This window comes from Denitratisoma oestradiolicum, assembly GCF_902813185.1.
GTDB classification, from domain to species: Bacteria; Pseudomonadota; Gammaproteobacteria; order Burkholderiales; family Rhodocyclaceae; genus Denitratisoma; species Denitratisoma oestradiolicum.
The window spans coordinates 528,751-554,958 of record NZ_LR778301.1; the positions used below are offsets into that span (position 1 = coordinate 528,751).

The window sequence follows — 26,208 nt, forward strand, 5'->3', positions numbered from 1 at the left end:
TTTTGGGTGGCGGTCTTATGGCTCGCCCTATCCTGCAGTCTCACCTGGGCGGAGGAGTATTCCGCCACTCAGGCTGCCGGAAAGGGGCTCTTGCTGGTGCGTTCCATCCACGGCGCCAGGCTTTTGCCAAGAACGGCTGTCACCGGTCTGGAGGGTATCCAGCCCGGCCTTCCGGGAACTCTGGGTGGGCTGGTCGATCTGAATTTTCCGGTGGCCGTTGCCGTCACCCCCCAGGATATCTACATCGCCGACTTCGGCACCAACAAACTCTATCGTTATGACCGGGCACTGGATGCCATCGCGATCATGCCCGATGTCGTGGTCAGTTCCCAGACCCGTCTGGCGGCGGGGCCTGATGGCTCGGTTGTGGTGGTCACCCCGGATCGAGGAGTGGCCCGGCGCTACTACCGGGGCGGACGGCTGATGATGAACATCGATCCCCGGCTGGGGGCAGCCCGTTACGATGATGTGGCGCTGGACCCGGGCACCGGACGGTATTACGGCCTGGACCGGGCCTTTGGCCGATTGGAGGAGATTCATCCCTTGGGGACTGTCGGTACCCTGTTGCAGGGGCTGTTGCCTGACCTGCCCCTGGCCATCGCCTGGGATCGGCGGGTTCTCTATGTGGTGGGGAGCGCCTGCCGTTGCCTGATGGCTGTGTCCATGGATACCAGAAGCCGCGGCCTGGTGGCCGACGGTCTGAAAGGCTTTGCCGGTCTGGCGGCAGGTGACGGATGGGTGGTGATCGCTGAAAACGGTGCTCGCCGCCTCAGAATATTGCGGGAGGGCGCTCTGGCGCGGGAAGTCTCCTACGAGTCCCTGGGGCTTTTTGATCCACGGGGCATGGCTCTGGAGCGGGATATGCTTTATGTTGCTGATCCTGGTACCCGGCGTATCGCCGTTTTCAGATTGCAAAAACCGTGAAATCTCTGCTTGTTCTCCTCGTCCTGTTGCTTGTCGGCTGCGCCGGCACGACCGAAAAGGCCGTGCTGCGCATCAACCTGGATGAGGCGCCTCAAACTGTTCCCCGGATGTTCCCGCCCCAGTCCAACGACGACATTCCGCGCTATATCTATGCGGGCCAGTTGCTGGGAGAAAGCAACTTTGTCTATCCGGAACGCCACGACAGCGCCTTGGTCAGCGCTCTGCGCTGGCTGGTGGGCCTGGGCCAGGCCGACGATGAGCCGAATGTTCTGCAACGCCCCCTGGCGGGCGTCGTGGATGACAGCGGCCGCATCCTGGTGACCGATGTCAGCCGCCAGGCCGTGCTTGTCTTCGATCCGGGCAAGGGGGAACTGATGGCGTGGGACAAGGCGGTGGGCATGCAGAGCTTTGTCAGTCCGGTGGGCATTGCCCTGGGCCGTGACGGTGTGGTCTATGTGGCCGATGCGGAACTGGGCTTGATCGCCCGTCTCGACCGGGAGGGCAGGAGCCTGGGCGCCTTGGGCAAGGGCATGCTGCAGCGCCCTACCGGCCTGGTCTATGACCTGGTTCGGCACCGCCTTTATGTGGCGGATACCTACGCCCATCACATCAAGATTTTCGAGGAAGACGGCAGCTTGGTGGGTGAGATTGGCGAACGGGGTGATCATCCCCTGGAATTCAACTATCCCACCTACCTGGCCCTGCACAATGATGCCCTCTATGTCTCCGACACCATGAACGCGCGGGTGCAGGTGATTTCCCTGGCCACCGGCGACTACATCCGCTCCATCGGCCAGCGGGGCATGAGCGTGGGGGATCTGGTGCGGCCCAAGGGCGTTGCGGTGGACAATGAGGGCAATGTCTACATTGTCGAGTCCTACTGGGACCACCTGCTGGTCTTCAATCAAAAAGGGGATTTCCTGATGCCCATTGGCGGCGGCGCGGGCCAGCAGGTAGGGCAGTATTATTTGCCCTCCGGTGTCTGGGTCGATGCCCGCAACCGGGTGTTCCTGTCCGATACCTTCAATGGAAGAGTCGCGGTGTTTCAGTATCTTGGCGGTGGAGGCGAACATGAATAAGGGACGCTGGTTGGTGGCAGCCCTGGCGGGGCTGGTACTGATCATTTCAACCAGCGCCTGGTCGGCCCGTACCTCCAATGTCCGGCAGACCAAGCACAATCTGTCGTCCAGCGGCAGCAACGCTGTCAAGGCCAGTTCCCAGACCCAGGTCTGTGTGTTCTGCCACACGCCCCATGCGGCCACGCCCAATGCCACGCCCCTGTGGAACCGCAAGCTCTCCACCGCCAGTTATTCGGTTTACACCTCATCCTCCCTGGACGCCGAGGCCATTGCCGGCGCCCAGCTCAGCGCGCCGGGGGGAAGCTCCAAGCTCTGTCTGTCCTGCCATGACGGCACCCTGGCCATCGGCCAGGTGAACGTGCTCAACGGCGCCGGTTCGGACACCACCCAGGGCACCCAGTCCATCTCCATGACGGGGACTGGTACTGGTGGCGTGATGCCTGATAGCGCCAAGACCACAGGCTTTACCCGCTATCTGGGGAACGACCTGACCAACGATCATCCCATTTCGGTGACCTACAACAAGACCCTGACCGACAGGGATGGCGAATTGCGGGCCGCAACCCAGAATGCCATTGACGGCACCTGGGAAATCGTTGACGGCAGCACCCGTCTGCTGGGTAAACGCAATTTCGGTTCCCAGGGCGGAGCTGGCCAGGCCAAGAAGCCCCTGATGCCCCTGGAAACCGCGGACAGCCAGATTCAGTGTGCCACCTGCCATGACCCCCATACCTATGAAACCGACGCCACCAAGGGCAACCAGAAGTTCCTGCGCCTGAACCGCTTCCAGGAGGCCGCTCCCTCGGGTACCTATAGTCAGACCAACGACATCATCTGTCTTTCCTGTCACGACAAGAACCAGGGCAACTCCAGTTGGGCCTTCTCGGCTCATGCCCATCCGGACGTGGCCAACGAGACCTACGTATCGGCCGCCGCGACCACACGGGAATTCCCCTCCGCACTGCCTGTCTGGAAGGCGGCCTGCCTCAACTGCCACGACACCCATACCGTCCAGGGAGCCCGTCGTTTACTGCGGGAAGGCACCGACAGCGTCGCCAGCCCCAAGACCGGGGGCAGTCCGGCCCTGGAGGAAACCTGTTACCAATGCCATTCCTCTGCTTCCACCACCATCACCGCCCTGACCAATGTGCCGGCCATCAAGGAGGACTTCGCCCTGGGCAAGAGCATGCCCATCACCTCTACCAACCAGCCGGGCGCCAGCGAGAAACACGACATCGGCAGCAAGAGCGTGGACTCGGGAGGAGTGGATTGCAGCACCACCACCAACAAATGCGGCGCCGACTTCGTCGAGGAACGAGGCAAGCTGGGGGTGGCGAATCTCAACAACCGCCACGCCGAATGCACCGACTGCCACAATCCCCATCGGGTGATCCGGGCCCAGAACGGTCTGCCGGGAGCCTTGAGCAGCACCAACACCAAGGACACGGTATCGGGACGCAATACGGGCTGGGGCACACATCCGCACACGGATGCCACGGGTTATACCCATACCAATGTGATTTCCGGAGTGCTACGGGGTGCCTGGGGTGTGGAGCCCACCTATCCTGATGCGTCTTTTCACAGCAAGCCCAGCGGCTACACCGTCAAGCGGGGCGACCCGGGCAGCAACACCAACACGGCCGCCTCGGCCAGCTACGTGACACGGGAATACCAGATATGTTTCAAGTGCCATTCCGACTACGGCTATAGCGACAACAACACCCACCCCACCGGAGACCGGCCCACCCTGGGCAGTTTCACCGGCGGCACCGCCTCGGGAACCAATAATCTGACCCAGTACACCAATCAGGCCAAGGAATTTCAGGCCCCCGCCGGGCACAAAGGACAAGTGAGCGCGGGGACGGCAGCCGGTGCCGCAGTGGATACCAACAACCATCGTTCCTGGCATCCGGTAATGGACAGCACCGGGCGCACCACCGCGATTCGCAATGCCAATGCCAACAACTGGAATGCGCCCTGGAACAACGCGGTGGGCACCCAGACCATGTATTGCAGTGACTGCCACGGGTCCGGGATCGCCTCGGGCACCTATAGCGTGATACCCGCCAGCGGCAAGCCCTGGGGACCTCATGGCTCCGCCAATGACTTCCTCCTCAAGGGCGTCTGGAACAACGCCACCGGCAGCGGCCAGGAAACCACGGGCCTGTGCTTCAAGTGCCATAGCTATTCGCTCTATGCCACCCGCGGCGGCGGGTCCAGCGGTTTCGGCGGTTCCAAGGACAGCAACCTGCATTCCTACCATGCCGACAAGCTCGGCAAGATGCGCTGCAACTGGTGCCATGTGGCGGTGCCCCACGGCTGGAAGAACAAGGCCCTGCTGGTCAATCTCAACGACGTGGGCGCCGAGGGCGGTCTGGCGTCAGGTACCCAGGTCAGGAACGGCACCACGGCCGCCTACAACCGGCAACCCTACTACATGAATGCCATCAACAAGATCAAGACCTTTGCCACCAGTGGCAATTGGGCGGACTCCAACTGTGGGTCAAAGGGCGCGCCGGGGAACAACACGACCGGCAGAAGCTGGATGCGCGACAGCAACGAGAACTGCACCAATCCGCCTTGATGGGAGTCCTGCAACTGCTGGCCTCCCTCAAGCTGACCCTGGTCATTCTGCTGCTGCTCGGGGTCAGCGTCACCCTGGCCTATTTCAGCGCAGTGCGCACCAGCCCCGGGCTGGTGTTGTCCCTGGGCCTGCTGGCTGTCAACCTGCTGGCCTCCATCGCCACCAATGCCAAGTTCCGTCGCCAGACCCCGCTGCTGGTGTTTCATCTGGCCCTGCTGGTCATCGTGCTGCTGGTGGCCCTGGGACGGATGACCTATCTCAAGGGACAGACCGAGGTGGTGGCGGGAGAGGAGTTCGCTGGCCAGCTCTCTCTGATGGAGGCCGGCCCCTGGCACGATGGAGGCATTGAACGAGTGCGCTTCACCAACCTGGGATTCCGCATTCCTTACGGCCCCGACCTGCGGCGGCTCTCCACGGAAAACCGGGTGCGCTGGGTGGCGCCGGACGGGCGGGTACAGGAACAGACCATTGGCGATCATCGGCCCCTGGTGATCAGTCACTATCGGTTCTATGCCAATTGGAACAAGGGCTTTACCCTGCTGTTCCGTTGGCATCCTGTGGGTGGTGCGCCCGTTGCCGGCGCGGTGAACCTGCCGGGCTATCCAGCCAACAGTCGCCAGGCCCAGCGCTGGAGCCTGCCTGGCACGGATCGGTCAGTCTGGGCACTGCTGCAATTCGACGAGGAGCTGATCCCCGAGAGCGGCGGGGAATTCCGTCTGCCGAGCCGGCATGAAGTGATTTTGCGTACCGAGGATCAGCGTTGGGTGTTGATGCCGGGGGGGCATATCGACCTGCCCCAGGGGCGCCTGGAATACCTCGGCCTATCCACCTGGATGGGTTATTCGGTGAGCTACGACCGCACCCTCCCCTGGCTCCTGGCCGCCGCCGTGCTGGCGGTACTGGCGCTGGCCTGGCACTTTCAAGCAAAATTCGCCGCCCGGCCCTGGAACCCCTGAAGAACCATGGCGACCATGACTTATCCATCTTTCTTGCAACCCAAGTCTGAATCCGATGCCAAATTTCAGTGAAATGCCCGACCTGAATTATCTCTGGGCCGCCGTGGTGGCCTACGTGCTGGCGGGCAGCCTCGCCATCATCGGCGTGTTGCTGAGAAAACGCCCCGAACGTACCGTACTGACTCTCATGGCTCTAGGGGTGGCGCTCCATACCGTGGCCATCGCCATGCGCTGGGAGCGACTGGGCCACGGCCCCTTCGTCACCATGTTCGAGATTCTTTCCAGCAATGTCTGGAGCCTGATGCTGGCCTTCACCCTGGCCTACTGGCGCCTGCCTTCCGTGCGGCCCATCGCGGCGGTGGTGATGCCTATCCTGTTCACCATGATGGGCTGGCTGATGACCACCAGCCCGGGCGAGACCCATCTGCCGCCCACTTATCACACGGTCTGGCTGTTCATCCACATCGGTTTCGGCAAGGTCTTCCTTGGCGCGGTGCTGGTGGCGGTGGGGCTCTCCGGCGTGATCCTGCTGCGCCCGACTGCCTTTGGACAGTCCCGTTTCCAGCGGCTGCCGGACAATGAGCGTCTGTCGGAGCTGGCCTTCCGTTGCATGGCCATCGGCCTGGTGTTCGAGACCCTGATGCTGATCGCCGGCTCCATCTGGGCACAGGATGCCTGGGGCCGCTATTGGGACTGGGATCCGCTGGAAACCTGGTCCTTCATCACCTGGCTGATGGTGGCCTCCTCACTTCATACCCGGGTGACCTTCCGCCTCAGCCCGCGGATCTGGTCTCTGCTGGTCTTGACGGTATTCGTGCTGGCCTTCCTGACCTTCTTCGGCGTGCCCTTCATTTCCACCTCCCCCCATAAGGGGGCGGTATGAGCGCCCCGCACGGCCGCCCGAAAGGGTGCATTACACAATTCGGAGCCGCAAAGCGGCGAACCGCCGTCACCCCCTCACTCGGGGAGGGGGCGGCTGGGGGGAGGGCGCCGCGCCGCATGGCCGCCCAAAGGCGCGGCAGCGTTATGCATGGAGCTGGCGTTAGCCGGCGAACTACCGTCACCCCCTCACTCGGGGAGGGGGCGGCTGGGGGGAGGGCGCCGCGCCGCATGGCCGCCCAAAGGCGCGGCAGCGTTATGCATGGAGCTGGCGTTAGCCGGCGAACTACCGTCACCCCCTCATTCGGGGAGGGGGCGGCTGGGGGGAGGGCGCCGCGCCGCATGGCCGCCCAAAGGCGCGGCAGCGTTATGCATGGAGCTGGTGTTAGCCGGCGAACTACCGTCACCCCCTCATTCGGGGAGGGGGCGGCTGGGGGGAGGGCGCCGCGCCGCATGGCCGCCCAAAGGCGCGGCAGCGTTATGCATGGAGCTGGCGTTAGCCGGCGAACTACCGTCACCCCCTCACTCGGGGAGGGGGCTGGGGGGAGGGCAGTCCAATGATCCAGGTAGCACAGTTTGCCGGCCCGACCCGCCGGCTGGCTCTGGGCTGGCTGCTGCTGGCCCTGGGCAGCCTGGGCCTCTCGGCGCTCTTCGCCATCGCCCTGGTGGTGGCCCGCACCCCCCTCTTCGGCCTGGGCGGCGGCACCTTCCGCACGGCTCTGGTGCTTCATGTGGATCTGGCCGTGGTGGTGTGGTTCCTGTCCATGGCGGCCGGCATCTGGGTGCTGGCCGTCGGCCGGGCCGGGCTGATCGGCTGGGCCGGCCTGGGCCTGGCGGCCCTGGGGGTGACCACCATGGTGGTGTCGCCGCCCCTGATCGGCGGCATCCCGGTACTGGCGAACTATGTGCCTTTGCTGGACAGCGCCGCCTACTTCGGCGCCATGGCGGCCTTTGCCCTTGGTGTGATCCTGATGGCGGGGCGGGCAGTCATCGTGAAGCCTGATGCAGAACCCTGGCGCCTGGCGGCGTGGCTGGCGGCCCTGGTGGCGCTGATCGCCGCTGTCCAATTGCTCTGGGCCTTCGGTTCGGCCAGTGGCGCCAAGTCCCTGCTGACCCTGGACGATCGCCTCTGGCCTGTCGGCCACACTTTGCAATATGTCCATGTGCTGTTGCTGATGGCGGCCTGGAGCGTGCTGGCCGAAGGGCAGTCCGTCTCACGGGGTCTGTTGCCGGCCCTGATGATCGTCACGGCTCTGCCGGCCCTGGCCAGCCTGGGAGCAACCTTCCTCCATCCCATGGGCAGCGTCGAGCAGCGGGTGGCCTTCACCACCCTGATGCGCTGGACCTCCTGGCCCCCGGCGGTGGTCTATGGCCTGGTGCTGCTCAAGGGTCTTCTGGGACGCCGAGCCTTCTGGCGCGAGCCGGAATCAGCGGCCCTGCTGCTGTCCATTCTATTGTTCTTCGCTGGCTGCCTGCTGGGGGCCACCATCCGGGGCGAATCCACCGCCGTGCCGGCCCACTATCACGGCACCGTGGGCGCCGTGACCCTGGCCTATCTGGTCTGGGGACAGCGTCTGCTGTCGGCCCTGGGGCTTCCTGCCGCCGACCGGCCCCGGCTTGCCTGGCTACCCCTGATCTACGGCCTGGGTATTGCCCTGCTGGTGGCCGGCCTGGGCTGGTGGGGTGGCCAGGATGTGCCTCGCAAGGTGGCCCACGCCGAACTGCTGGGGCAGGGCGTCCCCTACTTTCTGGCCATGGGCCTGGCCGGCCTGGGGGGGCTGCTGGCCCTGGGGGCCGTGCTGGTTCATGTGGGGCTGTTGTTTCGCCGCCTGGCCCAGGGTCCTCGGGTCGATGTGCGGCCCTTCGCCCTGGGTCTGACCCTGTTGCTGCTGGTGGGCGGCGGTTGGCTGCTGGGGGGGGTGGATGGCAATCTCTACCGTGGCGGCTCCCTGGCCGGCCATGTGGCGGAGCGCAAGGGGGCCGAGATCGAAGCTCGCTTCCAGCAGGGGGTGATCATGCTCCACGCCCGCCAGTACGAACATGCCCTGGCAGCCTTCCACCGGGTGCTGGAGCTGGCGCCGGAAATGCCCGAGGCTCACGTGAATATCGGTTATGCCCTGCTGGGCATGAGAAAATACGCCGCCGCCCGTGATTTCTTCGACGCCGCCACCGAATTGCGCAATGATCAGATCAATGCCTATTACGGTCTGGCCGTGGCCCTGGAGGGTACGGGAGATGTGGCCGGCGCCCTGGGGGCCATGCGCACCTATCTGCATCGCACCGCGTCTGACGATCCCTATCGGCGCAAGGCGGAAGCGGCGGTGTGGGAATGGGAAGAAAAGCTGAGACTTCAGCGGGAGAAAAAATGATTTTCGTGGCAGGTGAATATTCGAGATGAACAACCGACTGATCAACTTGTACCGGTTTGCCGCTCCTTCCACCTTCTATCCCCTGGCGGGAAAGATGATTCCCTGGTTCGCCGCTCTTGCCGTGGCCTTCGGCCTGGCGGGCCTGTGGCTGGGGCTGCTGGTGGCCCCGACCGACTTTCAGCAGGGGGAGGGCTATCGCATCATCTTCGTTCATGTGCCCGCCTCCTGGATGTCCATGTTCATCTATCTGGTGATGGCCTTCTGGGCCGCTCTGGGCCTGGCTTTCAATACCCGCCTGTCGGGCATGATGGCCACCGCCCTGGCGCCTACCGGCGCCCTGATGGCCTTCCTCTCCCTGTGGACTGGCGCCCTCTGGGGCAAGCCCATGTGGGGCACCTGGTGGGTGTGGGATGCCCGGCTGACCTCGGAACTGATCCTGCTGTTCCTGTACATCGGCTTCATCGCCCTCCAGGCCGCCATTGATGATCCGCGCCGGGCCGACAAGGCCGGCGGGCTCCTGTTGCTGGTGGGCGTGGTCAATGTGCCCATCATCTATTTCTCGGTGAAGTGGTGGAATACCCTGCACCAGGGCTCTTCGGTGAGCCTGACCAAATCCCCCTCCATGGCGGCAATCATGCTCTGGGGCATGCTGCTGATGGCCCTGTGCTTCTGGATGTATTCCATCGCCGTGGCCCTGGCCCGGGTGCGCATCATCATGCTGGAGCGGGAACGCCATACCGAATGGGTGAAGGAACTCCTGGCGGGAGACAAGACATGATTTTCTGGAACAGTTTTGCCGATTTCATCGCCATGGGCGGCTATGGCGGCTATGTCTGGGGCTCCTTCGGCATGGCGGCCCTGATCATGGTCATGGAACCCATCCTCGTCGTTCGCCGTCGAACCCAGACCATTGCGCGCCTGAAGCGTCAGGCCCGCGCCGAAGCAAGGAACTCCTCCGAATGAAAATCCGACACAAGAAACTCGCCATCATCGCTGGCGCCCTGGCCCTGGTGGGCGTCATCGCCGCTCTGGTGCTGAATGCCCTCAACAGCAACATCGCCCTGTATGTTTCCCCCACCGATGTGCTGGCGGGCAAGGCGCCTCAGGGCAAGGCCTTCCGCATTGGCGGTCTGGTCAAGACAGGCAGCGTGACCCGGGCCGCCGATGGCCTCACCATCAGTTTCGTGGTGACCGACACCGAGGCCGATCTGCCCGTCAGCTACAGGGGCATCCTTCCCGACCTGTTCAAGGAGGGCAAGGGCGTGGTGGCCCAGGGCCGTATGGAGGGCACTAGCCGCTTTGTCGCCAGCGAGGTGCTGGCCAAGCACGACGAGAACTACATGCCTCCCGAGGCTGCCCAGGCCGTGGGCGACGCCCATAACCGGGCGGCCCAGAAGAAGGCCGCGGTGGAGGCGGCCGGGGCTGCGGTCGCACCGGCTCCCGCGCCCGCCCAGTATTGAGCGGACGCCCTGGCTGAACCCCTGATGCCGGGGCATACCCCCTCTTCTGCGCCAGGCATCAAGGGGGCCGTGCCAGCCCTGGTGCTTGGCCTGATCCTGGCCTTCGCCGTCGTCCTGGCCTACTGGCAGGCGCCGTTGAATGGCTTCCACTTCGACGACGAAGCCAACATCGTCGACCGGGCGGCGATCCACCTCACCGAACTCAGTCTGGCGGGGCTCTGGCGCGCCGCAAGGGAAGGCCTGCTGCCCAGCCGGCCCCTGTCCAATGTCAGCCTGGCCATCGATTGGTGGCGGGGCGGCGGCAGCGCCGCCACCTTCATCCGCAGCAATATCGTCCTGCATCTGCTGATGGCTTTGGCGGTCTGGTCCTGCGTTCGGCGTCTGCTGCTGCTCCAGGGCCAGCCCCGAGCTCCGGCTCTGGGTCTAGCCTGGGGCGCCGCTCTGCTCTGGGCACTGCATCCCATCCAGGTTCAGGCCGTCACCTACGTGGTGCAGCGCATGGCGGAACTCTCGGCCCTGTTCAGCCTGCTCTCGGTGCTGGCCTATGTGCGGGGGCGTACCGAAAGACGACTGGCTTGGCTGGTGCTGTCCCTGGTGACTTTCCTGTTGTCCGTGGCCGCCAAGGAAAATGGCTGGATCACCCCGGCTCTTTGGTGGCTGGCCGAATTCGGCTGCTGTCGCGGGCAGGCATCAAAACTCCTGGAGCACCCCGCTTCCCGCCTGCTGTTTGCCCTGCCGTTTTTGCTGCTGCTGTATGTGGTAGTGGATATCGCCAGTGGCCAGGGCCCCCTGGCCCAGTCGGGAATGCTGAGCTACCGGGGGCGCGACTTCACCATGGCTGAGCGCTTGCTGACCCAGCCCCGGGTGATTGTCTTTCATCTGTCCCAGATGCTCTGGCCCCTGCCTGATCGCTTCAGCGTGGAGCACGATTTCCTGAAGTCCACCGGACTTTTTTCTCCTGCCACCACACTGGCGGCCTTGCTGGGGCTGCTGGCCTGGTGCGGGACCGGGCTGGTGGCTTTGCTGCATCAGCGTTGGCGGCTGGCGGGATTCTGGCTCCTGTGGGTGCCCGTCACCCTGGTGGTGGAAAGCAGCGTCGTGCCCCTGGAAATGGTGTTCGAACACCGCATGTACCTGCCCAGCGTCGGTCTCTTCGGCCTGGCAGCTACATTGCCGACAGTCTGGCTCCCGGGTACCGGACACAGGAAAGTAGCGCTGCCCCTGGTGCTGTTGGTTGCGATTGGCCTCATCCTGGCCACCCGTGAACGGGTGGAGGTCTGGCGCGACAACGCCAGCCTCTATGCCGATGCGGTGCGCCATGCCCCCAATTCCGGGCGGGCCTGGAATGGACTGGGAGCCGCCCAGTTGCAGGCCGGCGACATCGAGGCCGCGGAACGCTCCCTGACCCGGGCCATGGCCCTCGATCCGACTCTATCCGCCCCGCCGGAAAAGCTCGGCGTGATCGTTCTGGACCGGGGTGAACGGCAAAAAGCCGGGGAACTGCTCTGGCGGGCGGTACGCCTGGAACGCAGTCACTCTGCCCTGAATCATCTGGGGGAATGGATGCTGCAAGGCGATGACGTGGACGGTGCGGTGCGGGCCTTTTCCCAGGCCGTGGTCCTGGCCCCCTGGTTGCCGGCCTATCGCTGGAATCTGGCTCTGGCCCTGGAACGTCAGGGAAACTGCGCTGAAGCGCGGGAACAGTGGCAGGCCTATCTGGAGCGGGAGACCGACCCCGCTGGCCTGGAGGAAGTGCGCCGCCATCTGGAAGAGACCGGCGCCAGCAGCCACTGCAACTGACGCTTTGCCTCCGAACCTCAGAGCAGGAAAAAGGTCGCCATGCCGAGGAAGATGAAAAAGCCGCCGGAATCGGTGACGGCGGTGATCAGCACCGAGGCGCCCATGGCCGGGTCCCGGCCCAGGCGTTGCATGGTCATGGGGATGGCCACGCCGACGGTGGCGGCCAGCAGCAGATTCAGGGTCATGGCGCCGGTCATCACCAGGCCCAGGCGCACGTCCTTGTAGAGCCAGAAGGCCAAGAGGCCCAGGAGGCCGCCCCAGACCAGGCCGTTGAACAGGGCCACCGCCATTTCCTTGCGGTAGAGACGTCGCGCCGCGTCGGGCTGGACCTGGCCCAGGGCGATGGCGCGGACGATCATGGTGATGGTCTGGTTGCCGGAGTTGCCGCCGATGCCGGCGACGATGGGCATCAGGGCGGCCAGGGCCACCAGTTTTTCGATGGAGCCCTCGAAGGCGCCGATCACCCGGGAGGCGATGAAGGCGGTGACCAGGTTGATGGCTAGCCAGCGCCAGCGGTTCTTCACCGAGTCCAGCACCGGGGCGAAGATATCCTCCTCCTCGGACAGACCGGCCTGGGCCAGTTGGTCGGCTTCGGCCTCCTCCCGCACGTAGTCCAGTACTTCGTTCACCGTCACCCGGCCCACCAGCCGCCCCTCTTCGTCCACCACCGGCGCCGACACCAGGTCGTAGCGGTCGAAGGCCTGAGCGGCGGTCTCTGCCTTGTCCAGGGGCTTGAGAGTAAGGGTCTCGGTCTGCATCAGGGCGCCGACTTCCACGTCCAGGTCGTTCACCAGCAGCACATTGAGGGGCAGCACGCCCTGTAGGCGCTCCTCCCTATCCACCACGAAGAGCTGATCGGTATGGTCGGGCAGTTCCTCGTAGCGGCGCAGGTAGCGCAGGGCCACCTCCAGGGTGATGTCCTCCCGCACCGAAACCAGTTCGAAGTCCATCAGGTGGCCTACCGAGTCCTCCGGGTAGGACATGGCTTCCCGCAGGTGTTCCCGCTCCTCGATGGGCAGGGCGCGGAACACGTCGTCCATCACGGCCCTGGGCAGATCCGGCGCCAGGTCCGCCAGCTCATCGGCATCCAGTTGCTCGGCGGCGGCCACCAGCTCCGAGGGGGCCATGGTCTCGATCAGGGATTCCCGTACCGCGTCCGAGACTTCCAGCAGGATGTCGCCTTCCTGCTCGGTCTCGATCAGGTCCCAGACCAGCAGGCGGTCGGCCAGAGGCAGGGCCTCCAGCACATAGGCCACGTCCGCCGGGTGCAACTCGTCGAGTTTCCTGCGCAACTGGCCCAGGTGCTGCTGCTGAGGCAGTTCCTCAACACCTGCCCCTTCGGCGCCTTCCGGCGCCGGGATCATCTCCTCCGCCCGCTTGAGCCGGGACAGCAGGGCCTGAATCTCGCGCAGAGCGTCCTGGACATCGTCCTGGTGACGCGGCTCTTCGCGGATTTCCGGGTTGTCTGCTGTCATCGGGGGCCTCGCTGCGGGAGGCCGAATTGTAGGCGAATCGTCCAGTCGGGGCGAGGCTTTTCAGGGCACCTCGGCGCTGCCCATGCGTCCCAGAATCAACTGGGTGCGGCCATTGACGTAGGGGGAATAGGGGTTCTTCTCGAAGCGGCGCGGTGCCGGCAGCATCACCGCCAGCCGGGCCGCCTGCTCCGGGCCCAGGGCGGTGGCGGAGCCGCGATAGTAGCGGCGGGCGGCGGCCTCGGCGCCGAAGATGCCCTCGCCCCATTCCACCGAGTTGAGATAGACCTCCAGGATGCGGCGCTTGCCCCAGCAGGTTTCGATCATCACCGTGATCACCGCCTCCTGGGCCTTGCGCCAGGGGGTCTTGGCGGCGGAGAGGAACAGGTTCTTGGCCAGTTGCTGGGAAATGGTGGAGCCACCGGCCACCACACGGCCCTTCTTCTGGTTCTTCTCCAGGGCCTTTTGCATGCCCTCCCAGTCGAAGCCCTCGTGATCCACGAAGCGGTCATCCTCCGCCGCCACCACGGCCCGCTTCAGATGGTTGGAAATCCGACTGTAGGGTACCCAGAAGTGGCGGATTTCCGCCTTGGGGTTCTTTTCCTGCATTTCCCCCAGGCGCCGGGCCATGAAGGAAGTGCTGCCCGGGTCCATGAACTTCCACCACAGCACCCAGCCCAGATACCAGCCCTGCCACAGCAGACCGGCCAGCAGCAACAGGGCCAGGCCCTGGCGGAGACGGTGGAGAAGTGTTCTTGTCATGACGGAGTGAATGCGGCGACGAAAGATCGATCCCGCATTTTATTGCGCCGGCTCCGGGATTCTGAACGTGAAAAAGCACTAACGGAGCCGAATGTGACCGTCGAGCGTAGCGAGCCGATCAGAAGCCCCGCCCCGGGGCGGGGTATGGGGGCGGTGTTGGCAACCATGCGCGTCAGATATCCTCGCAGCGATTGACCTCCACCGATACATGAACCAGTTCCTGGTGCTCGGCCAGCTGCTGCTTGACCATCACCGGGGTGAGGGTCGGATCGTGGGTCACCAGGCTGATGATGACGCTGTACTGGGTATGGCCGACGCGCCAGACATGGAGGTCAGCGATGCGGGTGGTCTCCTGCCAGGACGGATGGCCGGTGATGACGGCGCGGATCTCATCCACCACTGGATGATGCATTTCCCGATCCAGCAGCACCTGGCCGGTTTCCCGAATCAGACCCAGGGCCCAGATTGCCACCAGGACCGCGCCGACGATGCCCATCAGGGGGTCCAGCCAGCTCCAGCCCAGTAGCAGCCCCCCCAGCAGGGCTGCGATGGCCAGTACGGAGGTGGCGGCATCGGCGATCACGTGCAGGTAGGCCGAACGCAGATTCAGATCGTGGCCATGGTGGTGGTGATCATCGTGATGGTGATCATGAGCATTACCCAGGATCAGGGCGCAGACTACATTCACGCCCAGGCCCAGCATCGCCACAGCGATGGCCTCGACGAAATGGATCTCGGTCGGTGTGATCAGGCGCTCCAACGATCCGACCACCATGGCAGCGGCAACGCCCAGCAGCAGCATGGCACTGACGAAGCCGGCCAGCACCTCGATCTTCCAGGTGCCGAAAGCGAAGCGGGGATCATGGGCGTAACGGCGGGCGGCCCAGTAGGCCAGGGCCGCGAGGCCGATGGCCAGGGCATGGGAACTCATGTGCCAGCCGTCGGCCAGCAGGGCCATGGAGTTGAACCACCAGCCGGCGATAATTTCCAGCACCATCATCAGGGCGGTGATCGCCATCACCCGGCGGGTGCCGCGCTCGGCGGCGCGGTTGCCCCGATCGAAGATGTGGTGGTGGGTCCAGGGCGTCAGGTCGTGGGTATGCATGATGGGCGTTACCCTACACGAGCGACCCTGTGATTACCAAGTGTGGTCCTCATATACGGTGTCGCTACCGTCTTGCAGGTGCCGGGATTGTCGGATGCTCGGTGCGTGCGGTAGGCTCCCGGGCCGTTGATATGCAACGCCCCTATCTTCCTTCGCATATGTACCATGAGAAAAAATAACCTCCCCGGTTGCACCGTGATGCTTCTTTCCGCCCTTTGTCTTGGCGGCGCCATGGCCCAGGAGGACGATGCCATCCCCGACTATCGGGAAGAAACCCTGAGCGGAGACTGGGGCGGCCTGCGTCGGGACTGGTATCGGCAAGGCCTGGCTGTGGAGGCTGGCTACAAGTGGGACATGTTGAAGGTGACATCCGGAGGGCAGGCTCGGGGTGGGCGTCCCATGGAGCACCTGGATTTGAAGGCCAAGCTGGATCTGGAAAGCATGTTGGGATGGGAAGCCACCACTGCCTATTTCAACTATATCCATGATGCCGGCGGCAAGCTCAATCGGGATTATCTGGGCAGCCAGTTGGCGTCGTCCAATATCGAGGTGACCGTCAGCACGGGCCGCCTGTTTCATGCCTGGGTGGAGAAAGGTTTTTGGGGCAACCGGCTTTCCCTGCTGGCGGGCCTGTACCCCATCGATTCAGAGTTCCAGGTCCTGGATTCGGCCGGAGTCTTCGTGCAGCCCCCCTATGGGGCGATGGCCGACATCGCCCTGACCCGGGGGCCTTCGATTTTCAACAACTCGGCCTTTGGCCTGCGGGCCAAGTGGCGCTCCGCCGATGCCACAGTGTATTTCCAGGGGGCAGTGCTCGATGGCATTCCGGGGGATCCCCGGCATCCGAAGGCGACCCATGTGCGTTTCGACAAGGGGGACGGCGCCATGCAGATTGTGGAGTTGGGCTACGCCCCCCGGGAAAAGGGCCACCTGTTCGAACCTGCCAGTCCGGAGAAGGGTGTGCCGACCACGCCGGAGCTGAAGGCCCATGAGGCCAGGGAGGCTTACGAGAAATACGCCTTCGGCCTGTGGCGCTACACGACCCGGGTGGACGACCTGATGGACATTGATGATGCCGGTGTCCCGATGCAGCGGCGCAGCCAGGGCTGGTATGCCCTGCTGGAGCGCTCCCTGTGGCAATGGGCGGGAGGCGACCTGTCGGCCTTTTTCCGCACCGGCGTCACCGATGGAAATTCCATCGCAATCCGGCGGGCGACCAATCTGGGCCTGGTCATGCGCGGCCCCTTGCCCAATCGGGAGAAGGACCAGTTCGGTGCGGCCCATACGCGGGGGACCCTGGGCGGGAAATTCCGTGAGAGCCAGGAACTGGCCGGCATCGGCACCGTGAAAGCGGAATCGGCGGTCGAGATCACCTATCTGGTCCAGGTGAACAAGTGGCTGGCGGTACAGCCGGTATGGCAGCGTTACCGCGATCCAGGCGCCACCAGTGGGGTGTCCTCGGCCACGGTACTGGGCCTGAGGCTGGGCGTGGCCCTGTGAATATGAAAAAGCATCAACGGAGCCGAGTGTAGCCGTCGAGCGTAGCGAGCCGATGGGTAGCCCCGCTCCGGGAAGGGGGCGTAGACAGGGTTGCGCGAAGCATGGCTTCGCGCCGCCGAAGCCGGCCGTGGAACGGGGGTGGGGGCGTCCAATTGGCCTTTCGCATGTTCATCCTCAGGGGGGGGCCTGGACGACCATGCGCGTCAGATCAGCGCACCACGATCGAGGGGCTGACGCCCAGGGTGGTGCGGATGCGTTCGGCCGCGCTCTCGGCAGCCAGGCGATCCCGGTAGGGACCGATCTGGACCCGTTGGACATTACCCGCCGACTGGATCGATACGGTCTCGCCCATCCAGTCCAGTTGACGGCTGATATGGGCCTTGAAGCTCTCGGCGTTGTCGGGATTGCCAAAGGCCCCCAGCTGCAGGAACACACCCTTCGCCTCGGTGTTGGTTGGGACGGGGAGTGCCCGCTCCAGTCGTAGCGCTTCCGATCTTTCTTCCGCTAGTCGGGCGAGGGGGTCGTCCGTCACCGGCACCTGGGCTGGCAGGGTCCCGGCCCCTGTCAGCAGGCTTTCCACTTCCACGATGCCGCTGCCATTGCCGGTGAGCCCCAGCTTCCATGCCGCCGTATAGGAAAGGTCGATGATGCGGTCGGCGTGGAATGGACCCCGGTCGTTGACCCGCAACACCACCATATTGCCGTTGGCCGGGTTGCTGACACGGACATAGGAGGGGATGGGCAGGATGGGATGAGCCGCCGTCATGCCGTACATGTCGTAGGGTTCGCCGGAGGATGTCTTCTGCCCATGAAACTTGCGCCCGTACCAACTCGCCACCCCCCGAGCCTTATAGGTCCCGATCTCCAGCAGAGGCACGAAGTCCCGCCCCAGCACCGAATAGGGCCTGTTGGCGAAACGATGCAGGGGCTCCGGCCGGGGCACTGCGTCGGGAATGACGGCCAGGTCCTCCGGGGGATTGTCGCCGGGACCATCATCCTTGTAGAACCCGCCGCCTTTTTTCAGGGTGTAAGCGGAAGGGCGCTGGGCGGGCTTTTTCGCGGGTGGGGCAGGTGTCGCCACCTGTGGCGCGACTTCCCCTGATGTCTGGGCCGGCCGGGGCGGAACGCCGCCGCAGGCGGCAAGCACTAAGGGGAGCGGAAGCCACCAGCGCCAAGCGAAGCCGCCAGAGGATGGAGCGGGCGCAGCCCGCGAACCGCAGTCACCCCCTTCCTCGGGGCGGCTGGAGAAGGGGCAGAGCAAGCGCCAAACGAAGCCGGCCGAGCCGCCGAGCCGCCTCAAGGCGCGGCAGCCCTGGGATGGAGCGGGCGCAGCCCGCGAACCGCAGTCACCCCCTTCCTCGGGGCGGCTGGAGAAGGGGCAGAGCAAGCGCCAAACGAAGCCGGCCGAGCCGCCGAGCCGCCTCAAGGCGCGGCAGCCCTGGGATGGAGCGGGCGCAGCCCGCGAACCGCAGTCACCCCCTTCCTCGGGAAGGGGGGTGGGGGGATGGTTGTTCACTTCTGTACAAGCATTCGATTCTTGTGAATGCTCATCAGGATACCGACCCCCAGGAACAGCGTCACCAGGGCGGTACCGCCGTAGCTGATGAAGGGCAGGGGTACCCCCACCACGGGCAGGATGCCGCTGACCATGCCCATGTTCACGAAGGCGTAGGTGAAAAAGATCATGGTGATGGCGCCAGCCATCAGGCGGGTGAACAGGGTCGGCGCGTTGGCGGCGATCATCAGGCCCCGTCCGATCAGCAGGAAGTACACCACCAGCAACGCCAGGTTGCCCAGCAGACCGAACTCCTCGGACATGACGGCGAAGATGAAGTCGGTGTGACGTTCCGGGATGAATTCGAGCTGGGCTTGGGTGCCCTGGCCCCAGCCCTTGCCCAGGATGCCGCCGGAGCCGATGGCGATGGTGGACTGAATGATGTGGAAACCCTTGCCCAGGGGATCGGATTCCGGATCGAAGAGGGTGAGGATGCGGTGGCGCTGATAGTCATGGAGATGGGTCCAGGCCAGGGGAGTAGCCGCTATTGCGGCGGTCCCCAGTGCAATCATGATCTTCCAGGGCAGGCCGGCGAAAAAGATCACGTAGCAGCCTGCCGCAAGGACCAGGATGGCGGTGCCCAGGTCCGGCTGCTTGGCGATCAGGGCCACCGGTGCCAGCAGCAGAATCGCCGCCAATAGATAGTCCTTCAATCGTATGGTGGCCTCCCGTTTCTGAAAGTACCAGGCCAGCATCAGGGGCATGGCGATCTTCATCAGTTCCGAGGGCTGGATGCGCATCACGCCCAGGTTAAGCCAGCGTCGGGCACCTTTGGAAACGTCGCCCACCAGGGCCACCGCCACCAGCAACAAAAGACCCAGAACATAGATCGGTACCGCCATGTGCATCAGGCGCTGGGGTTGCATTTGGGCCACCAGGCGCATGATGCACAGGGCGGCGACAATATTGATGCACTGGGCACCCATGCGCTCCGGTGACGCACTGCCCAGGGCCAGCAGGGCGATACCCACCAGGATGGCGCAGGACGTCATCAAGGGCGGGTCGATGGGGTCCAGCAGGCGTCGCCAGAGTGTTTGTAGATATTCCATCAGTCGCCTCCCGTCGCACTCTCGTCCGCCGGAGCGGGCTCCTTGGGCAGCTTGCCCAGCAGATAGTAGTCGAGCACCTGGCGGGCGATGGGGGCTGCAGCCTGGGCGCCGAAGCCGCCGTTTTCCACCAGGACGGCCAGGGCAATGGTGGGCTTGTCGGCGGGGGCGAAGGCGATGAACAGGGCGTGGTCCCGCAGGTGCTCCTTGGTACTGTGCTCGGAATACTTGGCTCCCTTGAGAGAGAACACCTGGGCCGTGCCGGTCTTGCCGGCCGACACATATTCGGCGCCGGCAAAGGCCCGTGCGCCGGTGCCCTCATTGTTTACGCCCACCATGGCGTTCTTGATCACAGCGAGGTGCTCCGGCTTGAGGGGAATGGTCTTGAGGGGCTTGGGTTCGATCGGAGTCTGCTTGCCGGTTTTGCTGTCGGTGATGTACTTCACCAGATGGGGTCGAAACATGACGCCATCGTTGGCCAGGGTGGCCATGGCCTGGGCCAACTGGATCGGTGTGTAGCTGTTATAGCCCTGCCCGATGCCGATGGAGATGGTCTCCCCCGCATACCATTTCTGTTGCTCGGGCCGCTTGAAGCGTTTCTTCTTCCATTCCTGGGAAGGCAGCACTCCTTCCGATTCACCCTCGATGTCGACGCCACTCTTCTGGCCGAAGCCGAACTTGCGCATGAAGTTGGAGATATTGTCTATGCCCAGGTCGTTGGCCAGCATGTAGTAATAGGTATCGCAGGAATGAACGATGGAGGCGTACATATCCACATAACCATGGCCTCCCTTCTTGTCGTCCCGGAACTGGTGGCCGCCAAAGTTGAAAAAACCCGGATCGTGGATCGCGCTCTCAGCCTTGCGCTTGCCCAGTTCCAGGGCTGCCAGGGCCATGTAGGGCTTGAAGGTGGAGCCGGGAGGGTAGGCGCCATTCAGCGCCCGGTTGACCATGGGCTTGTCGGTGGAGTCGTTGAGCATCTCCCAGTTTTGGGGATCGATACCGTCCACGAACAGATTGGGGTCGTAGTTGGGCATGGACACCAGGGCCAGGATGCCACCGCTGGAGGGCTCGATGGCCACCAGAGCGCCGCGACGGTCACCGAAGGCTTTTTCCGCCACCTGCTGGAGTTTGGCGTCCACCGTCAGGGTCAGATTGTTGCCGGCCGTCGGCGCCGTGCGAGCCAGGGTGCGCACCGCGTGGCCACCTGCATCTACTTCCATCTGCTCGAAGCCGGTAACGCCGTGCAGTTCGAACTCGTAGTGCTGCTCCAGACCGGTCTTGCCGAAATGCTCGGTGCCCCGGTAGTTGTCTTCCTGTTCCCTGTTCTCGATCTTTTCCAGGTCCCGATCATTGACACGGCCGATATAACCCAGCAGGTGGGAGGCGAAGTCCTTTGTGGGGTACTGGCGGAACAGCCGGGCCTTGATATCGACACCGGGGAAACGGTAGCGATGGGCGATGAAACGGGCCACCTCCTCGTCGCTGAGACGGTTGCGAATTGGCAGTGACTCAAAGTTCTTGGACTCATCAAGCAGGCGTCGGAAGCGTTTTCGATCCTTGGGCTGGATGTCCACGATGGCCGAAAGTGCGTCAATTATCTGGTCCAGATTGGATACGCGGGCGGGCGTGATTTCCAGGGTATAGGCCGAATAGTTGCGGGCCAACACCATGCCGTTGCGGTCCAGGATCAGCCCCCGATTGGGCACGATGGGTACCAGGGAAATCCGGTTCTCCTCGGCCCGGGTCTTGTAGTAGTTGTACTGGACCACCTGAAGCCAGAAAAATCGACCCAGCAACAGGCAGAAACAGATCAGCACGAAGCTTCCGGCAATACCCAGCCGGCTACGGAACAGCTCCAGATCGTCCTGAGGGTTCTTGAATTCCACCGTGCCGCCTCAACAACCCTGCGCCGGAAACACCGGCGCACTGATCAGTTGCCCCCGCCCTCGGGGCGGGGGACAGGGGGTGGGCAGTTCTTTCCCCAAGGGGTTGCGCCAGCGCAACCCCCGCCCTCGGGGCGGGGGACAGGGGGTGGGCAGTTCTTTCCCCAAGGGGTTGCGCCAGCGCAACCCCCGCCCTCGGGGCGGGGGACAGGGGGTGGGCAGTATTTCAGGCCAGAACAGGCCCATATGAGCTGCGCTCATATGGGCCTGTTCTCGTCCCGTTCCACTGGCCGATATTGGGGCAGTAGCAGCAGATAGGTCATGGGATACCAGAGGATGGTCCCCACTACGATGGACAGGAACCAGGCAAGTCCGGGGAAAGCACCACCGGCCAGCATGCGGGCCACAAGCATGATCAGTTGGGCACCCAGCAGCATGGGCAGAACGTGAAGGGCCTGTTCCATCAGGGGAAACCAGAGGATGCGCCGGGACAGGCCTCCAGCAACATAGGCCAGGGGCACATAGGCCAGAGCGTGCTGGCCCATGACACTACCGTCCACCACGTCCATGATCAGCCCGAGAAAAAAAGCCCAGCCCATGCCGACCTTGAAGGGTTGGTGGATGCACCAGAAGGTCAGCACCAGCATCACCCAGTCGGGAATGCCCGGCATCCTGCCGAAAGGAATCATGTTGATGAAAATCGCCAAGGCCAGGGTCAGCACAATGAACCAAGGCCGAACCGGCAGGAGGATGCGGTTTGAGGTATGAGTGGGCTGCATGGTCCGCTCCTTAGACTCCCGCCCGTCCGGGCAGGATTGGTAAAGCGCGTCGCTTCATGGCTTCCTGCCCCGGCCCTTGATGCCAGACTCTTTGACCGGCTCAAGTTCATCCGGCCGTGGCGGCAGGGTTTCCCGGTGGTCAAGCACCAGCACCAGGCCGTGCCGTTCCACACCGGCCAGGGGTTCGCAGAAAATTCTGGCGAAGGAGAAGGCCTGGTCCCGGTCAATCTTGATCACTCTGGCCACGGGCAGGCCGGGCAGGTAGATGCCGTCCAGACCCGAGGTGACCAGGGTGTCGCCCACCTGCACGTCTGCGTTGGCAGCCAGGAAGCGCAGTTCCATGGACCCCGCGCCGGCACCAGCGAGCACCGCCCGCAGGCCGTTGCGCTCCACCTGAATGGGAATGGCCTGTTCCTTGTCGGTGAGCAGGGTGACTTCGGCGGTCAGGGGAAAGACCCGGGTCACCTGACCGATCACCCCCAGGTCGTCAATCACCGCCTCACCGCCGCTGATGTTGGCCTGGAGGCCCTTGTTGATGATGATTCGGCGGGCGAACGGATCCCGGGCCGCATAGAGTATGTCGGCGACCTGCCCCCCCACGGGCTGGCGGCTGCGCATGTCCAGCAGGGCCCGCAACTGCCTGTTTTCGTCTTCCAGGTGGCGCTGGCGCAGCAGCATGTTGGCGGTGCTCAACTGCCGGGTGTGCAGTTCCTGGTTTTCCGTTTGCAAGGTGGATACACGAGTCAGGTATTGGCCCAGGTCGCCTCCCGCCTCCAGGGGGAGTTGGGCCAGGCGCTGAAGGGGCCAGGCTACGGTGTTGAGCCCGATCCGCAGCCATTCCAGGGTATGGAAGCGCAAATCGGCCACCATCAGCATTACCGCCAGGGCCAGATAGAAGGTCAGCCGGGCAAGGGGAGCCGGACCCCGTTTGAAAAACGGTGGCGGCGAGTGACCGACGACATTCATCAAGGCTCAGATACTCCCATCCGGCTGACGGCTGAAAATGAAAAAGCGGCGCATGCTTCGCGCCGCTTTACACCCTACCGGGGAACCGCTTACTCGTTGGCGAAAATACTGCCCAGTTTGTCCATCTTTTCCAGGGCCAGTCCGGAACCTCGCACCACGCAGGTCAGGGGATCGTCGGCCACCAGCACCGGCAGTCCGGTCTCCTCCATCAGCAGTCGGTCCAAGTCCCGCAGCAGGGCGCCTCCGCCGGTCAGGACCATGCCCTTCTCGGCAATGTCCGCGCCCAGTTCCGGCGGCGTTTGCTCCAGGGCTACCTTCACGGCGCCGACGATCTGGTTCAGGGGGTCGGTCAGGGCCTCGAGGATTTCATTGGAGGAAATGGTGAAGGAACGGGGAATGCCCTCGGCCAGATTTCGCCCCTTTACTTCCAGTTCCTTCACTTCGGAGCCGGGGAAGGCGGAGCCGATCCCTTTCTTGATCTGCTCGGCGGTGGTCTCGCCGATCAGCATGCCGTAGTTGCGTCGGATGTAGGCGATGATGGCCTCGTCGAACTTGTCGCCGCCGACTCGCACCGAACCGGCATAGACCATGCCGCCCAGGGAAATGACGCCTACTTCGGTGGTGCCGCCGCCGATATCCACCACCATGGAGCCGGTGGCGTCCGAAACCGGCAGGCCGGCGCCGATGGCGGCCGCCATGGGTTCCTCGATCAGATATACCTGACTGGCGCCGGCGCCCAGGGCCGATTCTCGGATGGCGCGGCGTTCCACCTGGGTGGAGCCGCAGGGCACGCAGATGATGATGCGGGGGCTGGGAGAGAAGAGGCGCGAGTCATGCACCTTCTTGATGAACTGTTTCAACATCTGCTCGGTGACGGTGAAGTCGGCGATCACGCCATCCTTCATGGGTCGGATGGCGGTGATGTTGCCCGGCGTCTTGCCCAGCATCTGCTTGGCGGCGGCGCCCACGGCCTGGATGGTCTTCTTGGCGTTGGGGCCGCCTTCGGTACGAATGGCCACCACGGAGGGCTCGTCCAGGACGATGCCGCTGCCGCGGACGTAGATCAGGGTGTTGGCGGTACCCAGGTCAATGGCCAGGTCGTTGGAAAAATAGGAACGGAGGAATCCGAACATCGTGCTCTCTTGGGGAAGTTGGCGCAGCGGGCAGGTTGGAAAGCTGCGGGGGAAACGGTGCTTATGATACCCTAACGCGCCTGCAATTCACGTCCAATTTCCCCCATGTCCCTGACCCTTGAAGAGGTCGGCCGCATTGCCCGGCTGGCCCATATTGAGCTGTCTCCGGCCCGGCTCGAGGCTGCTCGCGATCAATTGAATGGCATCTTTTCCTTCATCGAACAGCTTCAGTCTGTCGATACGACAGGGATAGAACCCATGGCCCATGCCATGGACGTGGTCCAGCGCCTGCGCCCCGATGTCGTGACCGAGACCGATCGTCGTGCCGCCTTCCAGACGGTGGCTCCCGAGACCGAAGCGGGCTTGTATCTCGTCCCCAAGGTGATTGAATGAATCTGGCGATTCATTCAACGGGCCTGGTACTTCCCCACCCCCTATCCCCCGCCCCCAGGGCGGGGGCAACTGATTGGCACCTCCGCTCTGCGGAGGTGAGGTGACATGATCAACGCTTCACTCAGACAACTTTCTGCCGCCCTGGCGGCGAAGCAGGTTTCCGCCGTGGAGCTGGCGGGCCTGTTCCTCGATCGCATCGAGCGGCTCAATCCGACGCTGAACGCCTTCGTCACCGTGGACCGGGATCGGACTCTGGCCCAGGCGGCGGAGGCCGATGCCCGCCGCGCCGCCGGGGAGGGTGGCCCCCTGCTGGGCATCCCTCTGGCTCACAAGGATATCTTCTGTACCGAAGGCTGGCTCACCACCTGCGGCTCGAAGATGCTGCACAACTTCATCAGCCCCTACGACGCCACCGTGGTGGCCAGGCTCAAGCAAGCCGGCATGGTGACCTTGGGTAAACTCAATATGGACGAGTTCGCCATGGGCTCCTCCAACGAGACCTCCTACTTCGGTCCGGTGAAAAACCCCTGGGACGTGAATCGCGTGCCCGGCGGCTCCTCCGGCGGCTCGGCCGCGGCCATTGCCGCCCGTCTCTCCCCCGTGGTCACCGGCACCGACACCGGCGGCTCGATCCGTCAGCCCGCCAGCCTCTGCGGGCTGACCGGGCTCAAGCCCACCTATGGCGTGGTCAGCCGCTACGGCATGATCGCCTTTGCTTCCTCCCTGGACCAGGCCGGGCCCATGGCCAAGAGCGCCGAGGACTGCGCCTGGCTGCTCAACGCCATGGCCGGTTTCGACGAGCGGGACTCCACGTCCCTGCAAAGGGAAACCGAGGATTACCTCCGGGAACTGAATCAGCCCCTGGCCGGCCTGCGCATCGGCCTGCCCCGGGAGTTCTTCGGTGCCGGCATGGACGACGATGTGCGCACCGCCGTGGAGGCCGCTCTGGAGCAGTACCGCCAACTGGGCGCCAGCACGGTGGAGATCAGCCTGCCCAACTCCGGTCTGTCGGTGCCCGCCTATTACGTGATCGCCCCGGCCGAGGCCAGTTCCAATCTGTCCCGCTTCGACGGTGTGCGCTACGGCCACCGGGCGGCCGAGTACGCCGACCTGGCGGACATGTACAGCAAGACACGGGCGGAAGGCTTCGGCACCGAGGTCCAGCGCCGCATCCTGATCGGCACCTATGTGCTGTCCCATGGCTACTACGACGCCTACTATCTCCAGGCCCAGAAGATCAGGCGCCTGATCGCCAACGATTTTGTCGAGGCCTTCAAGGTCTGCGACGTGATCGCCAGCCCAGCCTCTCCTTCAGTGGCCTTCCGTTTCGGCGAGAAGAGCGCCGACCCGGTGCAGATGTACCTCTCCGACATCTACACCATCTCCACCAATCTGGCCGGCCTGCCCGGCATGTCCCTGCCCTGCGGCTTCGGCCAGGGCGGCATGCCGGTGGGCCTGCAATTGATAGGCAACTGGTTCGGCGAGGCGAGGATGCTCAATGTCGCCCACCAATACCAGCAACACACCGACTGGCATCTGCGCATGCCCAGCGGGGTTTAA

Annotated in this window: 22 protein-coding genes; 13 read left to right on the forward strand and 9 right to left on the reverse strand. The window is 64.1% G+C overall.

Annotation, left to right across the window (positions count from 1 at the left end; translation table 11 throughout):
- Window positions 1-90: 90 nt before the first annotated feature.
- From DENOEST_RS02620 to DENOEST_RS02665, 10 genes are all read left to right on the forward strand, one after another.
- Window positions 91-924 carry an SMP-30/gluconolactonase/LRE family protein gene (locus tag DENOEST_RS02620; protein ID WP_145770632.1) on the forward strand — a complete coding sequence of 278 codons (834 nt, stop codon included), beginning with the start codon at window positions 91-93 and terminating at the stop codon, window positions 922-924.
- Window positions 921-2,003, forward strand: coding sequence for an NHL repeat-containing protein (locus tag DENOEST_RS02625; protein WP_197970494.1), 1,083 nt, complete (start codon window positions 921-923; stop codon window positions 2,001-2,003). The genes DENOEST_RS02620 and DENOEST_RS02625 overlap by 4 nt, the downstream gene beginning before the upstream one ends.
- Window positions 1,996-4,587, forward strand: coding sequence for a cytochrome c3 family protein (locus tag DENOEST_RS02630; protein ID WP_145770633.1), 2,592 nt, complete (start codon window positions 1,996-1,998; stop codon window positions 4,585-4,587). The genes DENOEST_RS02625 and DENOEST_RS02630 overlap by 8 nt, the downstream gene beginning before the upstream one ends.
- Window positions 4,587-5,543, forward strand: a complete 957-nt coding sequence (locus DENOEST_RS02635) for a cytochrome c biogenesis protein ResB (protein ID WP_145770634.1) — start codon at window positions 4,587-4,589, stop codon at window positions 5,541-5,543. Before DENOEST_RS02630 ends, DENOEST_RS02635 begins: the two co-directional genes overlap by 1 nt.
- Window positions 5,544-5,616: 73 nt before the next feature.
- Window positions 5,617-6,426: a cytochrome c biogenesis protein CcsA gene (gene ccsA / locus DENOEST_RS02640; RefSeq protein ID WP_145770635.1), complete on the forward strand. Its 810-nt coding sequence runs from the start codon at window positions 5,617-5,619 to the stop codon at window positions 6,424-6,426.
- A 553-nt stretch (window positions 6,427-6,979) separates the two neighbouring features.
- Entirely contained in the window at window positions 6,980-8,791 is a 1,812-nt protein-coding gene (locus DENOEST_RS02645; RefSeq protein ID WP_145769867.1) for a tetratricopeptide repeat protein, read from the forward strand.
- 25 nt (window positions 8,792-8,816) lie between these two features.
- The gene (gene ccmC / locus DENOEST_RS02650) at window positions 8,817-9,569 is read left to right on the forward strand and encodes a heme ABC transporter permease CcmC (protein WP_145769868.1); all 753 of its coding nucleotides are present in this window, start codon (window positions 8,817-8,819) and stop codon (window positions 9,567-9,569) included.
- A complete protein-coding gene (gene ccmD, locus DENOEST_RS02655; RefSeq protein WP_145769869.1) occupies window positions 9,566-9,754 on the forward strand; it encodes a heme exporter protein CcmD in 189 nt (62 codons plus the stop codon). The genes ccmC and ccmD overlap by 4 nt, the downstream gene beginning before the upstream one ends.
- Window positions 9,751-10,251 carry a cytochrome c maturation protein CcmE gene (gene ccmE / locus DENOEST_RS02660; protein ID WP_145769870.1) on the forward strand — a complete coding sequence of 167 codons (501 nt, stop codon included), beginning with the start codon at window positions 9,751-9,753 and terminating at the stop codon, window positions 10,249-10,251. Before ccmD ends, ccmE begins: the two co-directional genes overlap by 4 nt.
- A 24-nt stretch (window positions 10,252-10,275) precedes the next feature.
- Window positions 10,276-12,051: a tetratricopeptide repeat protein gene (locus DENOEST_RS02665; RefSeq protein WP_145769871.1), complete on the forward strand. Its 1,776-nt coding sequence runs from the start codon at window positions 10,276-10,278 to the stop codon at window positions 12,049-12,051.
- A gap of 17 nt (window positions 12,052-12,068) precedes the next feature.
- Here DENOEST_RS02665 and mgtE read toward each other — a convergent pair whose 3' ends face one another.
- From mgtE to dmeF, 3 genes are all read right to left on the reverse strand, one after another.
- Complete coding sequence (mgtE, locus tag DENOEST_RS02670) at window positions 12,069-13,526, reverse strand: magnesium transporter (protein WP_145769872.1); 1,458 nt, start codon at window positions 13,524-13,526, stop codon at window positions 12,069-12,071.
- Between the two features lie 60 nt (window positions 13,527-13,586).
- Window positions 13,587-14,285 (reverse strand): monofunctional biosynthetic peptidoglycan transglycosylase, encoded by a 699-nt coding sequence (gene mtgA / locus DENOEST_RS02675; protein WP_145769873.1) that lies wholly within the window; start codon window positions 14,283-14,285, stop codon window positions 13,587-13,589.
- A gap of 172 nt (window positions 14,286-14,457) precedes the next feature.
- Window positions 14,458-15,390, reverse strand: coding sequence for a CDF family Co(II)/Ni(II) efflux transporter DmeF (gene dmeF / locus DENOEST_RS02680; protein WP_145769874.1), 933 nt, complete (start codon window positions 15,388-15,390; stop codon window positions 14,458-14,460).
- A gap of 165 nt (window positions 15,391-15,555) precedes the next feature.
- On the opposite strand from dmeF, the gene DENOEST_RS02685 reads away from it, so the two are divergent.
- Window positions 15,556-16,890, forward strand: coding sequence for a carbohydrate porin (locus DENOEST_RS02685; protein WP_145769875.1), 1,335 nt, complete (start codon window positions 15,556-15,558; stop codon window positions 16,888-16,890).
- Window positions 16,891-17,098: 208 nt separating this feature from the next.
- Here DENOEST_RS02685 and DENOEST_RS02690 read toward each other — a convergent pair whose 3' ends face one another.
- The 6 genes from DENOEST_RS02690 to DENOEST_RS02715 form a co-directional block, all read right to left on the reverse strand.
- Window positions 17,099-17,971 carry a septal ring lytic transglycosylase RlpA family protein gene (locus DENOEST_RS02690; RefSeq protein WP_197970495.1) on the reverse strand — a complete coding sequence of 291 codons (873 nt, stop codon included), beginning with the start codon at window positions 17,969-17,971 and terminating at the stop codon, window positions 17,099-17,101.
- 431 nt (window positions 17,972-18,402) lie between these two features.
- Window positions 18,403-19,494, reverse strand: coding sequence for a rod shape-determining protein RodA (gene rodA / locus DENOEST_RS02695; RefSeq protein WP_145769877.1), 1,092 nt, complete (start codon window positions 19,492-19,494; stop codon window positions 18,403-18,405).
- Window positions 19,494-21,380, reverse strand: coding sequence for a penicillin-binding protein 2 (mrdA, locus tag DENOEST_RS02700; RefSeq protein WP_145769878.1), 1,887 nt, complete (start codon window positions 21,378-21,380; stop codon window positions 19,494-19,496). Before mrdA ends, rodA begins: the two co-directional genes overlap by 1 nt.
- 254 nt (window positions 21,381-21,634) lie before the next feature.
- On the reverse strand, window positions 21,635-22,156 hold the full coding sequence (mreD, locus tag DENOEST_RS02705; RefSeq protein ID WP_145769879.1) for a rod shape-determining protein MreD: 522 nt from the start codon (window positions 22,154-22,156) through the stop codon (window positions 21,635-21,637).
- 54 nt (window positions 22,157-22,210) lie between these two features.
- Window positions 22,211-23,122: a rod shape-determining protein MreC gene (gene mreC / locus DENOEST_RS02710; RefSeq protein WP_145769880.1), complete on the reverse strand. Its 912-nt coding sequence runs from the start codon at window positions 23,120-23,122 to the stop codon at window positions 22,211-22,213.
- Window positions 23,123-23,211: 89 nt separating this feature from the next.
- On the reverse strand, window positions 23,212-24,255 hold the full coding sequence (locus DENOEST_RS02715) for a rod shape-determining protein (protein WP_145769881.1): 1,044 nt from the start codon (window positions 24,253-24,255) through the stop codon (window positions 23,212-23,214).
- A gap of 105 nt (window positions 24,256-24,360) precedes the next feature.
- Between DENOEST_RS02715 and gatC the strand changes: the two genes are divergently transcribed.
- Both gatC and gatA read left to right on the forward strand, forming a co-directional pair.
- On the forward strand, window positions 24,361-24,648 hold the full coding sequence (gene gatC / locus DENOEST_RS02720; RefSeq protein WP_145769882.1) for an Asp-tRNA(Asn)/Glu-tRNA(Gln) amidotransferase subunit GatC: 288 nt from the start codon (window positions 24,361-24,363) through the stop codon (window positions 24,646-24,648).
- Between the two features lie 105 nt (window positions 24,649-24,753).
- Window positions 24,754-26,208 carry an Asp-tRNA(Asn)/Glu-tRNA(Gln) amidotransferase subunit GatA gene (gene gatA, locus DENOEST_RS02725; RefSeq protein WP_145769883.1) on the forward strand — a complete coding sequence of 485 codons (1,455 nt, stop codon included), beginning with the start codon at window positions 24,754-24,756 and terminating at the stop codon, window positions 26,206-26,208.

What these genes read in the sequence shown, in the direction of transcription:
- DENOEST_RS02630 (WP_145770633.1), top strand. Translation starts at nt 1,996, where the DNA reads ATGAATAAGGGACGCTGGTTGGTGGCAGCCCTGGCGGGGCTGGTACTG.
- DENOEST_RS02635 (WP_145770634.1), top strand. Translation starts at nt 4,587, where the DNA reads ATGGGAGTCCTGCAACTGCTGGCCTCCCTCAAGCTGACCCTGGTCATT.
- ccsA (WP_145770635.1), top strand. Translation starts at nt 5,617, where the DNA reads ATGCCCGACCTGAATTATCTCTGGGCCGCCGTGGTGGCCTACGTGCTG.
- DENOEST_RS02645 (WP_145769867.1), top strand. Translation starts at nt 6,980, where the DNA reads ATGATCCAGGTAGCACAGTTTGCCGGCCCGACCCGCCGGCTGGCTCTG.
- ccmC (WP_145769868.1), top strand. Translation starts at nt 8,817, where the DNA reads ATGAACAACCGACTGATCAACTTGTACCGGTTTGCCGCTCCTTCCACC.
- ccmD (WP_145769869.1), top strand. Translation starts at nt 9,566, where the DNA reads ATGATTTTCTGGAACAGTTTTGCCGATTTCATCGCCATGGGCGGCTAT.
- ccmE (WP_145769870.1), top strand. Translation starts at nt 9,751, where the DNA reads ATGAAAATCCGACACAAGAAACTCGCCATCATCGCTGGCGCCCTGGCC.
- DENOEST_RS02665 (WP_145769871.1), top strand. Translation starts at nt 10,276, where the DNA reads ATGCCGGGGCATACCCCCTCTTCTGCGCCAGGCATCAAGGGGGCCGTG.
- mgtE (WP_145769872.1), bottom strand. Translation starts at nt 13,526, where the DNA reads ATGACAGCAGACAACCCGGAAATCCGCGAAGAGCCGCGTCACCAGGAC.
- mtgA (WP_145769873.1), bottom strand. Translation starts at nt 14,285, where the DNA reads ATGACAAGAACACTTCTCCACCGTCTCCGCCAGGGCCTGGCCCTGTTG.
- dmeF (WP_145769874.1), bottom strand. Translation starts at nt 15,390, where the DNA reads ATGCATACCCACGACCTGACGCCCTGGACCCACCACCACATCTTCGAT.
- DENOEST_RS02685 (WP_145769875.1), top strand. Translation starts at nt 15,556, where the DNA reads ATGAGAAAAAATAACCTCCCCGGTTGCACCGTGATGCTTCTTTCCGCC.
- rodA (WP_145769877.1), bottom strand. Translation starts at nt 19,494, where the DNA reads ATGGAATATCTACAAACACTCTGGCGACGCCTGCTGGACCCCATCGAC.
- mreD (WP_145769879.1), bottom strand. Translation starts at nt 22,156, where the DNA reads ATGCAGCCCACTCATACCTCAAACCGCATCCTCCTGCCGGTTCGGCCT.
- mreC (WP_145769880.1), bottom strand. Translation starts at nt 23,122, where the DNA reads ATGAATGTCGTCGGTCACTCGCCGCCACCGTTTTTCAAACGGGGTCCG.
- DENOEST_RS02715 (WP_145769881.1), bottom strand. Translation starts at nt 24,255, where the DNA reads ATGTTCGGATTCCTCCGTTCCTATTTTTCCAACGACCTGGCCATTGAC.
- gatC (WP_145769882.1), top strand. Translation starts at nt 24,361, where the DNA reads ATGTCCCTGACCCTTGAAGAGGTCGGCCGCATTGCCCGGCTGGCCCAT.
- gatA (WP_145769883.1), top strand. Translation starts at nt 24,754, where the DNA reads ATGATCAACGCTTCACTCAGACAACTTTCTGCCGCCCTGGCGGCGAAG.